This window comes from Synechococcus sp. WC101, assembly GCF_047461555.1.
Classification (GTDB): Bacteria; Cyanobacteriota; Cyanobacteriia; order Thermostichales; family Thermostichaceae; genus Thermostichus.
Map to the genome: position 1 here is coordinate 1 of NZ_JANSHG010000049.1, position 14846 is coordinate 14846.

Sequence of the window (14846 nt, forward strand, 5' to 3'; positions counted from 1 at the left end):
GTCTGTTCCCCCCTACCGCCTGCGGGATGTCGAACGGGAGATCGACTTGATTGAGGAATTTGCCCGTCTCTACGGCTACGACCGCTTCTCGGAAACCCTGCCCACGGAGCCGCAGGTGGGATCCCTCTCTGCACGGGAAACTTTGACCCGGCAAATTCGCGAGGTGATGCGGGGCATCGGCCTGACGGAGGTGTACCACATCTCCCTCTGTCCGGCAGAGGAGGACAGCTCCTTGGTCAAAATCGCCAATCCGCTTTCCCCCGAGTACTCCGCTGTGCGCAAGGCGCTGTTGCCGGGCTTGGTGGAGGCTTTTCGCTTCAACTGGGATCAGGGCAACGGCCCGCTGCAGGCTTTTGAGATTGGCCACGTCTTTGCCTATGCCCCTCCCTCCAGCCCTGAGCCCTATCAGGAGGCGGAGCACTTGGGCGGCATCCTGGGCGGGGACCTCAACCCCAATGACTGGCGGCACCACAGCCGGCCCATGGACTGGTTTGAGGCTAAGGGGCTCTTGGTCTCGGCGCTGGAGCGGCTGGGGTTTACTTCTGAGTTTCGCCCCGATCCCCCCGAGGTGCAATCGCCGCTGTTGCACCCCGGTCGCCAGGCCGGCATCTGGATCGAGGGATCCCGCATTGGCCTATTTGGGCAGTTGCACCCCCGCCTTTGCCAGGAGAAGGATTTGCCGGAGGAGGTCTATGGGTTTGAGGTGGATCTGGATCCCTTGTTGGCCAGCCTGGAGAAGCGGGGCCTAGTGCAATTTTCCCCCTTTTCGCCTTTTCCGGCCTCGGATCGGGATATCGCCTTCTTTGCGCCGCTGGAGCTGTCGGTGGCAGACATCGAGAAAGTAATCCGCCAGGCGGCAGGCCCTATGCTGCAGTCGGTACAGCTTTTCGACGAGTACCGCGGCCAAGGGGTACCGCCGGGGCAGCGCAGCCTCGCCTTCCGACTGGTGTACCGCGCTCCGGATCGCACCCTCACCGATGCCGAGGTGGAAGCTGCGCAAAACCAGGTGAGGGCGCAGCTAGAAAAACACTTTCCCGTTACCCTGCGCAGCTAATGGCTTGCTGTTTTTGGCAGTGGCCGGCGAGCGCCTTGCTGTTTGGCAAAGAGAGGGGCTGCCGCTTGCAAAAAACCTAACCCGGAGCCCGACGTTTGTCTGCAGGCAATATTACGATCTTCTGGGTCAAGGTTTCGTGTTGTGAGGGACGTCCGGCAGTGCAGACCAACGCTTCTCTTCCCGCGGCGACCGGTTCGCAGGCTGTGGCCTGTGATCCCCTGACGCGGGCGCAGATCCTCATCGAGGCTCTGCCCTACATCCAGCAGTACCAGGGCCGTGTCATTGTCATCAAGTACGGGGGCGCCGCCATGGTGCACCAGGAGCGGCGGGCCGAGGTGCTGCGGGATATTGTTTTTCTGGCCTGTGTCGGCATTCGGCCGGTGCTGGTGCACGGCGGGGGGCCGGAGATCAACAGTTGGCTCCAGAAGCTGGACATCCCCTTCAAGTTTGTGGACGGCCTGCGGGTGACCGATGCGGCCACCATGGAGGTGGTGGAGATGGTGCTGGTGGGCAAAGTCAACAAACAGATCGTGCAGCTCATCAGCCTGGCCGGCGGCTCGGCGGTGGGGCTGTGCGGGCGGGACGGCAATTTGATTCGAGCCCGCTCCCAGGGCCGGGCGGAAATCGGCTTTGTGGGGGAAGTCAGCAGCATCAACCCCCAGTTGGTGCAAACTCTGTTGGAGGGCGGCCAGATCCCGGTGATCTCCAGCGTGGCCGCCGACGAGACAGGCCAAGCCTACAACATCAACGCCGATACTGTGGCGGGAGAGCTGGCGGCCTCTCTGGGGGCAGAAAAGCTGATCCTTCTCACCGACACCCCTGGCATTCTCAGAGACCCTGAGGATCCCAGCTCCCTGATTACGCTCCTGGATATCGAGACGGCCCGCCAGCTTATCCAGACAGGGGTGGTCAGAGGGGGCATGATCCCCAAGGTGCAGTGTTGCATTCGCGCTCTAGCGCAGGGGGTGCGGGCTGCCCACATTCTGGACGGGGGATCCCCCCACTCTTTGTTGTTGGAGCTACTGACCGATGCCGGGGTGGGCACTAAGCTGATCCCCTCTCAGTTTTCTGCCCAGTTGCGGGAGCAGAGCAACGGCTTCCGCTAAGGCTTGTCTTCTAGGCCTCTTTGAAACCTGCCCCGGCAGGCCCTGAAACCGCCGGTTTTCCATCTGTCCCCCAGCAACAAGCGGCGCCCCCAACCCCCCTCTCCCAGAGGGAGAGGGGACGGGGGTGAGGGCCAAGCCTCATCAGGGAGAGAGCTTAGAGTAGATCAGGGCTCTCCATGAGTCGTCTTCATCTTTTTGGGTGTAAGTCCGTGAGCCTTGCCACCTCTTCCCCCGATGCCGATTTGAGTAGGGATCCCCGCAGCGACTGGCGGCTGCTGCGGCTGCTCTGGCCCTATGCCCGTCGGCACCTGAAGCTGTTGTTGGCGGCCTTGGCCTTTTTGCCGCCCCTGGCCCTAGCCGATGCGGTGCAGCCGTTGATCCTGCAGCGGGCCCTGGACGGCCCCATCGCCCAAGCGCTTGCCCAAGGCGACAGTGGGATCCTCGCCGGCCTCTGGCCCTACGCGGGCCTGTTGATCCTCACCCTGCTGGCCCGCTGGGTTTTTCAGGCCCTGGAAGGGTATAGCAGCCAGAAGCTGGGGCAGTTGATGACCCGCGACATCCGCAACGATCTCTTCGCCCACGTGCTGGCCCTGCCGGCCCAATTTTTCGATCGCACCCCGGTGGGCAAGTTGATCACCCGCATCACCAGCGATGTGGAGGCCTTGGGAGATGTGTTTTCCACCGGCGCGGTCGGCATCGTCAGCGACCTCTTTACCCTGCTGGTAATCGGGGTGGTGATGCTCAGCCAGCGCTGGGATCTGGGCCTGCTGCTGATCCTCATCGTCCTGCCAGCCAGCGCTGTAGTGGTCGAGCTGCAGCGCCGCTTTCGCGATGCCAACTTTCGCGTGCGGGAAGAGCTCTCTAAGCTCAACGCCTGGATCCAGGAAAACGTCTTGGGCATTGCCGTGGTGCAACTGTTTCGGCGGGAGCGGTTCAACAGCGAGATTTTTCAAACCATCAACCGCCGCTACATCCAAGAGGTGGATCAGACCATCCTCTACGACGCTGCCCTTTCCGCCGTTTTGGAGTGGGTTGCCTGGCTGGCGGTGGCCGCTCTCCTCTGGGTGGGCGGGCAGCAGGTGCTGGCAGCCGGCAGGGGGGAGTGGCTGGGATCCCTGCCCCGAGAACCTCTCACCTTCGGCAGCCTCTACGCCTTCATCCTCTTTTCCCAGCGCTTTTTCAACCCGCTGCGCCAGTTGGCGGAAAAGTTTACCGCCCTGCAGGCGGGGTTCACCGCCGTGGAACGCATCGACCACATCCTCCGCCTGCCCGTCGCCATCCGGGATCCCGTCAGCCCCCGCCACCTGCCCCCAACCGCCAAAGGAGAGGTGCAGTTCGAGCATGTTTGGTTTGCCTACAACCCCGGCGAGTGGGTGCTCAAAGACCTCAGCTTCACCATCCGCCCCGGCGAAAAGGTCGCCCTCGTGGGGCCCACCGGCGCTGGCAAAAGCTCCATCATTCGCCTACTTTGCCGCCTTTACGAAGTAACTCGCGGCTGCATCCGCATCGACGGCGTGGACATTCGCCACCTGCCTCAGGCCGAGCTGCACCGTCACCTGGGCGTGATCCTGCAAGATGGATTCTTGTTCTCTGGAGATATCCAGCAAAACATCACTCTAGGAGAGGAGGGCGAGCTGGCAGAAGTGGAGCGGGTGGCCCGTCAACTCCACCTGCACGAGCTCATCCGCGATCTGCCCCAGGGCTACGCCACCCCCGTGCGGGAGCGGGGCAGCAACCTCTCCAGCGGCCAAAAACAGCTCATCAGCTTTGTGCGGGCCCTGTGGCGGGATCCGAAAATCTTGGTCTTGGACGAGGCCACCGCCAGCCTAGATGTGGGCACCGAGGCCCTGATCCAATCCGCCCTGGAAACCCTGCTGCGGGATCGCACCGCCCTGATCATCGCCCACCGCCTCTCCACCATCCGCCACGTGGATCGCATCCTCGTGCTGCAGCGAGGGGAACTGAAAGAACAGGGATCCCACGCCGAGCTCATGGCCCTCAACGGGCTCTACGCCCACCTCTACCGGCTGCAAGATTTGGGCAGCTAGCGACCAGAACCAAAGCGAGACCGAAGCGCCCGCAGGGTGGTGAAGCTGGCATCCGCAAGCGCGATGCGGGCTTTGCAGAGGAGCAGATTGCCATTATCTAAAGCCGTGTCTTTCAGGCTGGCCAAACCGTCGCCGGCCTGCACCAGAAACCGACGGCTCCAGGTGGAGAAGTTTTTGCTGAAGGTGTTGATCAGGCGTTCCATGGGGACTGCTCGTTCCGCTTTGAGTCTCCTACTTAGCCTACTCCGCCGGCAAGCGATCTCCGCAAGCCTGAGCAATTCCCGAGAAAATTGTTACAGATTATTAAAAACTTGCTGTCAAGGCGGCAGACTAGCTATCATGAACCGCAAGTCCGGCATACAACGAGAAACAGTTAGCCATGAGTCAGCGGCCAGAGGTTGTGGAAGGCGCAGAGGCCAAGCAAAAGGTGACGTTGTATCTCCCACCCGAGTTGCACCGGAATCTGAAGATTCGGGCTGCCGTGGAGCGGGAGCCGATGTCGGCAGTAGCGGAGAAGGCCCTCACCTTCTACCTGCTTCACCCGGAGGTCATCGAAGGGGTGCAAGGCAGCGCCTACCGCGTCCACCGCTGCCCTGAGTGCGGCCATCCGTTTGTCATCCGCAATGGGGAGGTGGTTTCGCTTCACCAGCAGTCCGCTTCTGAAGCCATCCTCGAAGAGGTGGAGCCGGAATACTGGGGAGCGGCCTCGGCCTCCGAAGAGCAACGACAAGACGAGCTGGTGCCCTGCTAAGGCTTTTTGCGCTGTTTCAAAGGTATGCCTCTTTGTGAGCTTGAGCAGACAGGAGGGGTATAAAACAAGGGTTAGTAAAGAGCAAGTCAGGATATCTCAAGTACTTTGAAGACAGGCAAACTCCAGACGCTGTTTTCCTTCCTTTCTGTCGGTTTCGCTTAGATTTCCCTCCGCGCAGTTGGTGTTTCCCATGCAAGAGCTCAGCATTCTCATCCAAGCTCAATACCCACTGCTCTACCTGGTCACTCCAGAGGAAGAACGGGCGGAGGCAGCTCTGGCGGCGATCGCTCGCACCCTCAAGCCGCAGCGGCGCCTGTTTGTCTGGACGGTTACCCACGGCATTGTTGAATACGGCAACCCCCGCAGCCTCACCCAGCACAACACCCAATCCCCCCAGCCGGCTATTCAGTGGGTGATGGAGCAAAAAGATCCCGCCATCTGCGTCTTCAAAGATCTGCACGACTTTTTGGACAACACCGAAGTCAAACGCTGGCTGCGCGATGCCATCGCCAGCTTGAAGGGATCCCACAAAACCATCTTGCTGATGTCGCCGGTGCAGGTAATTCCCGTCGAGCTGGAAAAAGACATTTGCGTGGTGGACTTTCCCTTGCCGGACATGGCCACCCTGGAGCGCACCCTCAACCGGCAGTTGGAGCAGCTTCCCCGCGGCGGATCCCTGAGCCCTGAGGCGCGGGAAAAGCTGGTCAAGGCAGCCCTTGGCCTAACGCAAGACGAGGCGGAAAAAGTTTACCGCAAGGCGGTGGTGATGCACGGCCGCCTCAGCGAGGCAGAGGTGGATATCATCCTCTCTGAGAAAAAGCAGCTGATCCGGCGCAACGGCATCCTCGAATTCATCGAAGAAGACGAGACCATCGACGCCGTCGGCGGCCTAGAGGAGTTAAAGCGCTGGCTGCTGCAGCGCTCTGAGGCCTTTACCGAGCGGGCCCGCGCCTATGGCTTGCCTCAGCCCAAGGGACTCTTGATTCTGGGCGTACCTGGCTGTGGTAAGTCCTTGATCGCCAAGACCACCGCCCGCCTCTGGGGCCTGCCGCTGCTGCGCCTGGATATGGGCCGGGTCTACGATGGCTCTATGGTCGGCAAGTCGGAGGCCAACCTGCGCAGCGCCCTGCGCACTGCTGAATCGCTGGCGCCGGCCATCCTTTTTATCGACGAGCTGGACAAAGCCTTCGCTGGAGCGGCAGGTTCCAGCGACTCCGACGGCGGCACCTCCAGTCGTATCTTTGGCTCCTTTCTCACTTGGATGCAGGAGAAGCGCTCGCCGGTGTTTGTCATGGCCACGGCCAACCGCGTGGATCGCCTGCCGGGCGAATTCCTGCGCAAAGGCCGTTTTGACGAGATTTTCTTCGTGGATCTGCCCAACATTAACGAGCGCATGGAGATTTTCCGGATCCACCTGAAGAAGCGGCGGCGCGACATCAGCCGCTTTGATCTGCGCCAGCTAGCCGCCGCCTGCGAGGGCTTCTCCGGCGCGGAGATCGAACAAGTTTTGATTGCTGCCATGTACGAAGCGTTTGCCCAGAACCGCGAATTTACCCAACTGGACATTTTGGCAGCAACGAAAGCAACTCAACCGCTATCTCGCACCATGACGGAGCAAGTGGTAGCGTTGAGGGAATGGGCCCAGCAGCGGGCTCGGCCTGCAGCAGCCTCTGTAGCCGAGTACCAGCGGCTGGAGTTCTAGCAGGGGGGTGAAAGGCCAGAATCGCCTTGGCAGAGGCAGAGACGGCTAAAGCTCAACCTTCCCCGCTAGGCGTTGCCCATTGTTTGTGTTGATGTTCCAACCCCTACACATACACAAAGGAGAGAAACACCATGTCTCATTTTAGCACCTTGCGCACCAAGATCACCGATGGCCAGATCCTGGTTAACTCCCTGCGCGATCTCGGCTACACCGTTAAGCTGAACGCCGATGTGCGTGGCTACAACGGCCAGCGTGTTCGTGCCGACATCGTGGCCCAGTTGGAGGGCGACTACGATCTGGGCTGGTCCAAGAACCCCGACGGTTCCTACGACCTGATCGCCGATCTGTGGGGCGTGGCCAAGAAGCACAACCAAACCGAGTTGATCAACTCCATCAACCAGAAGTACGCCGTCAACAAGACCTTGGCCGAGGTGAAGCGCCCTGGCTTGAACAACGCCAACGTTAAAGTGGTGATGCACTAAGCCGGATCCCGTCTCGCCATTGCTGCGGCCATCTGCGCCGAGCAGATTAAAAGAGGGGCTGAACTCAGCCCCTACTTTTTTGCTTTTTGCTGCTTTTGGGTTAATGAGCCGAGCTACCCTACGCTTCGCTAAGGGCGGCGATGCCGGGCAGCTCTTTGCCTTCCAGCAGCTCCAGGCTGGCGCCGCCGCCGGTGGAAATGTGGGTCATTTTGTCGGCTAGGCCCACTTTTTCCACAGCCGCCACCGAGTCGCCGCCGCCGATAATAGTGATGGCACCGGCCTGGGTGAGGTCGGCCAGGGTGCGGGCAATGGCTTCTGTGCCAGCGGCAAAGCGGTCGAACTCAAACACACCCATCGGCCCGTTCCAGACTACGGTTTTGCACCCTTGCAGGGCGGCCTGGAAGGCTTTGACCGATTCGGGGCCGATGTCCAGGCCCATCCAGTCTTCCGGAATGGCGTGGATGGAAACCGTCTGGGCGTTGGCGTCTTTGTCAAACCTATCGGCGACCACCACGTCCACCGGCAGCAGCAGCTCCACGCCCCGCGCTTTGGCCTTCTCCATCAGGGAGCGGGCCAGATCCAGCTTGTCGGTTTCCACCAAAGACTTGCCGGTTGGGATCCCTTGGGCTTGGTAGAAGGTGAAGATCATGCCGCCGCCCAGCAGAAGCTTGTCCACTTTTTCCAGCAGGCGCTCGATGACGCCAATCTTAGTAGAGACTTTGGAGCCGCCGATGATGGCCGCTAGCGGTCGCTGGGGGTTCTCGATGGCGCCTGATAAAAATTGCAGCTCTTTTTCCACCAGGTAGCCGGCCACAGCGGGCTGGAGGTAGGCGGTGACGCCGGCAGTGGAGGCGTGGGCGCGGTGGGCGCTGCCAAAGGCGTCGTTGACAAACAAGTCGGCCAGGGAGGCCAGCTTGCGGGCAAATTCTGGATCGTTGGCTTCCTCTTCGGGGTGGAAGCGGACGTTTTCCAGCAGGGCCACCTGGCCGTTTTCCAGAGAGCTGACCACGGCTTCGGCCTCAGGGCCAATGCAATCGGGGGCAAAGGCCACCGGCTGGCCCAGGAGCTGGGCAAGGCGGACGGCCACAGGGGCGAGGCTATTGCCCTCGCGGGCGATCTGGATGGCGCCGGTCGCCTTGTCTTTCTGGATGGGGCGGCCCAGGTGGCTGGTGAGGATGACCTTGGCGCCCGCCTGGGCCAAGGCTTGGATGGTGGGCAGGGAGGCGCGAATGCGGGTGTCGTCGGTGATGTTGCCCTGGGGATCCAGAGGGACGTTGAAGTCGGCCCGCACCAGCACACGCTTGCCCTTGAGATCAAAGCCGGATGACAGCAGGGATCCCAGTGTTTGTTTGGCCATCGTCGTCCCTCCCCCTGGAGCCAAGAGAATTTTTTTCTAGTTTTTCTCCCGTATCCTACCAGGGATCGGATCCCGGCGGGAAACCCGGGCTCTGGAAATCCTCTCCTCCCTGCCTGCGGCCTGAGCGATTGTAACGGTTTGCAAATAGAATGAAAGTGTTGCTTGATCGTCATCATCATGCGTGTTGCCATTGCTGGGGGAGGGCTGGCGGGGCTGGCCTGTGCCAAGTATCTCTGTGATGCCGGGCATCAGCCGCTGCTGTTTGAGCGGCGGGAGGTGCTGGGGGGGCTAGTGGCCGCCTGGAAAGATGCCGACGGGGACTGGATCGAGACGGGGCTGCACAACTTTTTCGGCGCCTACCCCAACACCCTGCAACTGTTCCGGGAGCTGGGCATCTCCGACCGCCTGCAGTGGAAGGAACACAGCTTGATCTTCAACCAGCCGGACAAGCCGGGCACCTACTCCCGCTTTGACCTGCCGGACATTCCCGCTCCCTTTAACGCCATTGTCGGCATCCTGCGCAACAACGACATGCTCACCTGGAGCGAAAAGGTGAAATTTGCCCTGGGGCTGGTGCCGGCCATGGTGCGCGGCCAGCGCTACGTGGAGCAGATGGATCGCTACAGCCTCTTAGAATGGCTGCGCCGGCAGGGCATCGATGAGCGGGTCAACACGGATATTTTCATTGCCGTCTCCAAGGCGTTGGCGTTCATCAACCCGGACGAGATCTCGGCCATGGTGCCCCTGACGGCTCTGAACCGCTTTTTGCGGCAAAAGGACGGCTCTAAGATTGCCTATCTGGATGGCGCCCCGCCGGAGCGGCTTTGCCAGCCGATGGTGGACTCCATCGTGGCCCGCGGCGGCCAGGTGCATTTGAATGCGGCATTGCAGGCCATCGACCTCAACCCCGATGGCAGCGTGGCTGGCTTCCGCTTCGCCACCCCTGCCGGGCCCTTGCAGGTCACTGCCGACGCCTACGTGTCGGCCCTTTCGGTGGATGCGCTCAAGGAGCTGCTGCCGGCTCGGTGGTGGGAAATGCCCTATTTCCAGCAACTGCGCGAGCTGGAAGGGGTGCCGGTGATCAGCCTGCAGATTTGGTTTGACCGCAAGCTCACCCACATCGACCACTCGCTCTTTTCCCGCTCGCCGCTCTTGAGCGTGTATGCCGACATGAGCAACACCTGCCGCGCCTATGCGGATCCAAAGCGCTCGATGCTGGAGCTGGTGCTGGCCCCGGCTGCCGAGTGGATCGAGCGCAGCGATGAGGAGATCTTTGCCGCCACGCTGGAGGAGCTGAAAAAACTCTTCCCCCAGCACCTCACCGGCCCCAACCCCGCGCGGGTGCGCAAATGGGTGGTGGTGAAAACGCCGCGCTCGGTCTACAAAGCCACGCCAGGTCGGCAGCAATACCGCCCCACCCAAGTCACCCCCATTCCCAACTTCTTCCTGGCCGGCAGCTACACCTTGCAGCCCTTTCTGGGCAGCATGGAGGGGGCTATCCTCTCCGGCAAGTGGGCGGCTGAGGCCATCAGCAAAGGGATCCCGTCTCAGCCAGCTTCTGCTTCGCCTGCGAGCTTGGCGACAGCAGGGGTTTAATGCCGCCGAAAGGCAATTTCCTGGAACTTGAGCGTCTGGGCTATCCAGCCTGTCCGCTTTCCCGTAGTGTTGAGATGTGCCCTCGCTGTCCCCATCTGGCCCCGCGCCCCTGGAGATAAGCCCGATGAGTCCGCTGGAGCAATCTTTTGCCCTCTGTCGCCAGATTACGGCCAAGCACGCCAAGACGTTCTATTTGGGATCCCTGCTCCTGCCCCGACCTAAGCGGCGGGCCATCTGGGCTATCTATGCTTGGCTGCGACAGACGGACGAGCTGCTGGACGGGCTGGAGGCCAGCCAGGCTGAGGTGGAGGTCACCCGCAGCAAGCTGGAGCAGTGGGGATCCCACCTGGAATCTTTGTTCCAGGGGGGGGAGCCGCAAGTTCCCACCGACCTGGCCCTCATCCACACCATCCGCACCTACCGCCTCTCGATTGAGCCCTTCCGCGAGATGCTGCGGGGGCAGAGCATGGATCTGGACATTCGGCGCTATGCCACTTGGGAAGAGCTGCGGGTCTACTGCTACCGGGTGGCCGGGGTAGTGGGCCTGATGTGCTCGGAGATCATGGGGTTTGTGCCGGGCCGGGATGGCCGCGAGGAGGCGGTGGCGCTGGGGATCGCCATGCAACTGACCAACATCTTGCGCGATGTGGGGGAAGATGCCCGCCGCGGGCGGATCTACCTCCCTCTAGAGGATCTGCGCCGCTTCAACTACTCGGAGCGGGATCTGTTTAACTACGTCATCGACGAGCGCTGGATGGCCCTGATGGACTACGAGATCCGGCGGGCTCGAGAGCTCTATGCCCAAGCGGAACGGGGGATCCCCACGCTGCAGCCGGACTCCCGCTGGCCGGTGGCGGCATCTCTGATGCTCTACCGGCAGATCCTCAACGCCATTGAGCGCAACCACTACCAGGTGTTTCGCACCCGCGCCTATGTGTCTACCCTGAGCAAGGCGCTGGCGCTGCCGGTGGCCTGGTGGCGGTCGTGGCGCTCCAACTACTACGGCTACTAGCTGCGCTGGCAAGAGGAAGATCTATGCTGAACCAGGCCTTGCACCGACCCTATCGGCAAATCTGGGAAGACAGTTTAACCATCTTCTGGCGCGACTGGCTGGATCTGCGCGGGCGGGTCTGGCAGGTGGTGGCTTCGGGGCTGGTGGCCCCCCTCATCTACATCGTCGCCTTTGGGGTCGGGCTGGGCGGATCCCTGCGGGCCGAGGCTTTGGCCGACGTGGCCGGAACCACCGCAGCCGGTTCTTACTTGCGCTTCATTTTGCCGGGGATGGTGGCTCTTTCGGCCATGACCATCAGCTTTGCCGGCACCACCTTCTCCATTTGCGGATCGCGGCTGTTTACCAAAAGCTTTGAGGAATTGCTGTTGCTGCCGGTACACCCGCTGGCGCTGCATTTGGGCAAGGTGCTGGCGGGCATTGTCCGCGGCTTGCTCACGGCTTTGGGGGTGTTGGCGGTGGGGGTGCTGGGCACCGGTGCTTGGGGCCTGCTTCACCCCTTGGCGCTGTTGGTGCTGCTTTTGGATTGCGCCGTCTTTGCCGGCATTGGGGTAATCGCCGGCTTGAAGGTGCCCAGCCTGGAGAGTGTGGGGGTGCTGACTAACTTTCTGATTACGCCCATGTCCTTTCTGGGGGCCACGTTTTTTGATCCCAGTCAGTTGCCAAGTTACCTGCAGGTCTTGGTCTATTGCCTGCCCCTTTCCTACGCCAGCATCGGCATGCGGGCAGCCGCCTACCAGCCCCTGGCGGAGTTCCCTTGGTACACCGTGGCGGTGCTGGCAGGGTTGGCGGCCATCCTGGCCCTGGTGGGAGCTTACCTGTTTTCCCACCAGCAGGATTAGTTGCCCTTGCCAAACACCTCTGGGTAGCGAGCCAGTTGCTCCCGCAGGTCTTGGTCGTAGCGCAGGGCAATTACTCGGTAGCCGTGCCCCAAAAGCTGAGAGCGCAGTTGGCGATCCTGGGCAGCCTGGGCGGGATCGTCGTGCACTGCGCCGTCGCAGAAGATGCAGATGTTGGGATCGTAGAAGAAGTCGGCCACGCAGCGGGGCTCGGCGAGGGCTTTCTGGGCCTCATCGGGAAGGCGATAGCTCCCTTCGGCCAGCAGCTCCAGGAAGCGGCGCTCCAATTCGGAGCGAGGATCGATGAGCTGGCGCAGCCACTCCAGGTGCTCTTGACGGGAGCGGCCCAGGGAGCGCAGCTCGGTGCGGCTGTTGGCTAGCGCCCCCAAGAGATCCCGGATTTGGTGACGGTCAAGCTGCAGGGCCTCCCTTTGGTTGGCGTAGCTAAGCAGGCACTCGTAGCAGGCTGCCCGGCATTTGGGCCACAGGTCTTGGATCCCCTCTTCCGAAAGCTGGAAGTGGCAGATCTCCAGAGCCACTTGGGCCACCTCGGCAAGGGCATGGGGCTCTTCCACCAGCCGCCGCAGGACGCCAGCTCCCCCTTCGGCGGTCTCGTAGAGGAGGATGGCGCGATGGGATCCCTGGCCAATGGACTCGGCCGCCAGCTCCGTCTCCTCCAGCTCAAAGGTCTCCTCGATGCCCCGCTTGAGGGCATAGCGCAGGGTCGTTTCTAGGGCCTGCAGATTCCCCAGGCTGGGCTGAACCAGCCGCACCAGCAAGAGGTTTTGGGTAGCACGCACTGCCAGGCGGATGGGCTGCAAGGACATCTGGCTAGACGAGCTAGCCCTATTGCCCCCAAGCTGAGCTCGAGAAGGGACTTCGCCGTTGTCAAAGTTGACCAGGAAACCTCGCCCCCCACTGCCCCGCCAGCCGGAGTTGATGCGCAGTAGCGTGGCGGCTGGGGCATAGCGCAACTGCAGCAAGGGAGTTTCGCCCCTTAGCACGTCGGCTTCCTGGACGCGGTAGCCTGAACTTTCGGGAGCAAACTGAAAGAAAGTCTGCAGCTCGTATCCCTGGCGCCGCCGCTCTTCTTCGTCGGCAGTAATGCGATCCCGGCGCCGCATGCGCACATTAGGCATTTCCAGAAGCTGCGTTAAAAGGCTATTTTGCCCATCGAAGCGGGTACCGCAGACGGGGCAGCAATCCAAGGAGGGATCCCCAAAGGCCCCACAGCTAAAGCAGAGCTTGTGGCTGCTTTTGCGCTCCTCCAGGCCGCCGGGCGGAGCCTGAAAGGCCACCGATTCCCACTGGCAGCCCTCGTGGTAGAGGAAGTTGTGGGGGGCAAACTCGCGAATGGCCAAAAACCGGGGCCGGGCGATAAACTCCCCTTCGCTGCCGCGGGGCACCCAGGCGCGCACGGGCAAGGCAGGGAAGTTGTAGCCGGGCAGGAACCCTTCGCTGGCTAGGTAGCGGTAGGGGTAGAAGTCGCTTTCCTCCCGCTGGGTATCGATTTGCAACAGTAGGTTCCGCTGGCGCAGAGCCTCCTGCTGGCGGCGCCTGGCTTCCTGCTGGTCTTCCCGACGGCGAGCCGTCTGCAGTTGCTGGTTAGCGGCTTCCAACTGTTGCGTGGCGGCCCGATAGAGCTCCCGCCAGCGGTCAAAAGCGCGGTCAAAGGCGCGGGGGGCTTCTTCAATAACCTGCTGGATCCAGCGCCGGCTAAACCAGCCGCTGCGCTCTAGCACTTCCCGGTCAGCAGCCAAGAGCGCTTCCACCCGCTCCGCCACCTCTTGGCGGGCTGCCTCCCCTAGCTGGATGGAGGCAACCACCTCTTCCCGCAGGGGCAGCTCTGGCCAAGCTGAGTCGATGACCGTTTCGATGGAGTTGCCCAAGGGCAGGCGCACCTGGGCCAGCCAGACGGCGTGGATGTGGGCCCGCAGCAGCGACTCATTGGCCAGGTCCAGGCGGGGAGGTCGCACCCGTCCAGCCACCATTTCGGCCCGGCGGCGGAAGTAGTACTGGTCGTGGCTGTTGAAGGCGCCGCAGTAGCTGAGGATGAGCCCCGGCTGCCCCTGGCGACCGGCCCGACCGCTGCGCTGGGCGTAGTTGGCTGGCGTTGGGGGAACGTTGCGCAGGTGCACCAGATCCAGATCGGCAATGTCGACCCCCAGCTCTAGGGTGGGAGAGCAAATGAGGTAGGGAAGGCGGCGCTCCCCGGGCTCATTGCGGAAGCGTCTCTCTCGCCGCTCCCGCTCCCCCGGCTGGACCACCTGGGCGGTGTGCTCTCTGGCTTCCAGGGATCCTAGCCCTGCTGCCCCGGCTCGGTAGAGCTCCTGAAAGAAGGGGTTGATGGGACGGCGGACAGAGGTGTAGCCCTCCTGCCAAGTTGATGTTGGTCTGTGACCAACACAACCGAATCCACAAGGTTGATGGGACGGCGGACAGAGGTGTAGCCCTCCTGCTGGGCGCTGCGGGAATACAGAGGATCCGGCGGCGGCAGGCCATCCCCCAGACACCAGCGCAGACAGCCGGCGTCTAGCTGGTAGGCTACCTGGTCATTTTCCACGTGGCGCCGTAGCAGGCCCTGGCTGACCAGGAGAGACAGCAGGGACTCCAAAAACCTGTCGTAGGCTTCCTGGGTTAGATCAAGGCGCCTGCAGAGGAAGCGACCAATGGTGCTGCGGCGGCCCAGGCTGAGCATTTGTCCGTTTTCCCGGGAAGGGTTCTGGCCAAAGCAGCGAGCCGTCCGCAACTCCTCATGCTCTTCCAGGCCCCAAAACTCATTGAGATATTGCTGGGCGCGCCGGCGCAGCCTTCTCTGGGGCTCTGCCTTGAGCACGGGCACGTCGATGGCCAATTGGCGCCGAAACTGATCCAACAGAGCCCGCAGCAGTTGCTCTTGCTC

13 protein-coding genes are annotated in these 14846 nt (G+C 62.0%); 9 read left to right on the forward strand and 4 right to left on the reverse strand.

Features of this window, described 5'->3' with window-relative positions:
* The 3 genes from NW809_RS05075 to NW809_RS05085 all read left to right on the forward strand — a co-directional run.
* Positions 1–1054: phenylalanine--tRNA ligase subunit beta (locus NW809_RS05075; RefSeq protein WP_414401664.1), on the forward strand; the 1054-nt coding region annotated here is incomplete at its 5' end.
* Positions 1055–1257: 203 nt separating this feature from the next.
* Positions 1258–2160 (forward strand): acetylglutamate kinase, encoded by a 903-nt coding sequence (gene argB, locus NW809_RS05080; RefSeq protein ID WP_011429220.1) that lies wholly within the window; start codon positions 1258–1260, stop codon positions 2158–2160.
* Positions 2161–2369: 209 nt separating this feature from the next.
* On the forward strand, positions 2370–4208 hold the full coding sequence (locus tag NW809_RS05085; protein WP_414401665.1) for an ABC transporter ATP-binding protein: 1839 nt from the start codon (positions 2370–2372) through the stop codon (positions 4206–4208).
* Here the strand turns inward: NW809_RS05085 and NW809_RS05090 are convergent.
* Positions 4205–4411: a hypothetical protein gene (locus tag NW809_RS05090; protein WP_041438058.1), complete on the reverse strand. Its 207-nt coding sequence runs from the start codon at positions 4409–4411 to the stop codon at positions 4205–4207. The genes NW809_RS05085 and NW809_RS05090 overlap by 4 nt on opposite strands.
* Positions 4412–4587: 176 nt before the next feature.
* Here NW809_RS05090 and NW809_RS05095 point away from each other — a divergent pair, with 176 nt between their 5' ends.
* The 3 genes from NW809_RS05095 (at position 4588) to NW809_RS05105 (ending at position 7143) form a co-directional block, all read left to right on the forward strand.
* Entirely contained in the window at positions 4588–4959 is a 372-nt protein-coding gene (locus tag NW809_RS05095; protein ID WP_099812529.1) for a hypothetical protein, read from the forward strand.
* 190 nt (positions 4960–5149) lie between these two features.
* Positions 5150–6661, forward strand: a complete 1512-nt coding sequence (locus tag NW809_RS05100) for an AAA family ATPase (protein ID WP_011429223.1) — start codon at positions 5150–5152, stop codon at positions 6659–6661.
* Between the two features lie 131 nt (positions 6662–6792).
* Positions 6793–7143, forward strand: coding sequence for a DUF1257 domain-containing protein (locus NW809_RS05105; RefSeq protein ID WP_011429224.1), 351 nt, complete (start codon positions 6793–6795; stop codon positions 7141–7143).
* Positions 7144–7261: 118 nt separating this feature from the next.
* Here NW809_RS05105 and NW809_RS05110 read toward each other — a convergent pair whose 3' ends face one another.
* Complete coding sequence (locus tag NW809_RS05110; RefSeq protein WP_011429225.1) at positions 7262–8500, reverse strand: phosphoglycerate kinase; 1239 nt, start codon at positions 8498–8500, stop codon at positions 7262–7264.
* Between the two features lie 177 nt (positions 8501–8677).
* Between NW809_RS05110 and pds the strand changes: the two genes are divergently transcribed.
* The 3 genes from pds to NW809_RS05125 all read left to right on the forward strand — a co-directional run bounded on the left by pds (position 8678) and on the right by NW809_RS05125 (position 11947).
* A complete protein-coding gene (gene pds, locus NW809_RS05115) occupies positions 8678–10096 on the forward strand; it encodes a 15-cis-phytoene desaturase (protein ID WP_011429226.1) in 1419 nt (472 codons plus the stop codon).
* A 124-nt stretch (positions 10097–10220) separates the two neighbouring features.
* Positions 10221–11108, forward strand: coding sequence for a phytoene synthase (locus NW809_RS05120; protein WP_041438059.1), 888 nt, complete (start codon positions 10221–10223; stop codon positions 11106–11108).
* A gap of 23 nt (positions 11109–11131) precedes the next feature.
* The gene (locus tag NW809_RS05125; protein WP_414401666.1) at positions 11132–11947 is read left to right on the forward strand and encodes an ABC transporter permease; all 816 of its coding nucleotides are present in this window, start codon (positions 11132–11134) and stop codon (positions 11945–11947) included.
* Here the strand turns inward: NW809_RS05125 and NW809_RS05130 are convergent.
* Together NW809_RS05130 and NW809_RS05135 are read right to left on the reverse strand one after the other, a co-directional pair.
* Positions 11944–14211 carry a Zn-binding domain-containing protein gene (locus tag NW809_RS05130; protein ID WP_414401667.1) on the reverse strand — a complete coding sequence of 756 codons (2268 nt, stop codon included), beginning with the start codon at positions 14209–14211 and terminating at the stop codon, positions 11944–11946. The two genes, NW809_RS05125 and NW809_RS05130, sit on opposite strands and share 4 nt — an antisense overlap.
* A 32-nt stretch (positions 14212–14243) precedes the next feature.
* On the reverse strand, positions 14244–14846 hold a 603-nt coding region (locus tag NW809_RS05135), incomplete at its 5' end, for a hypothetical protein (protein WP_414401668.1).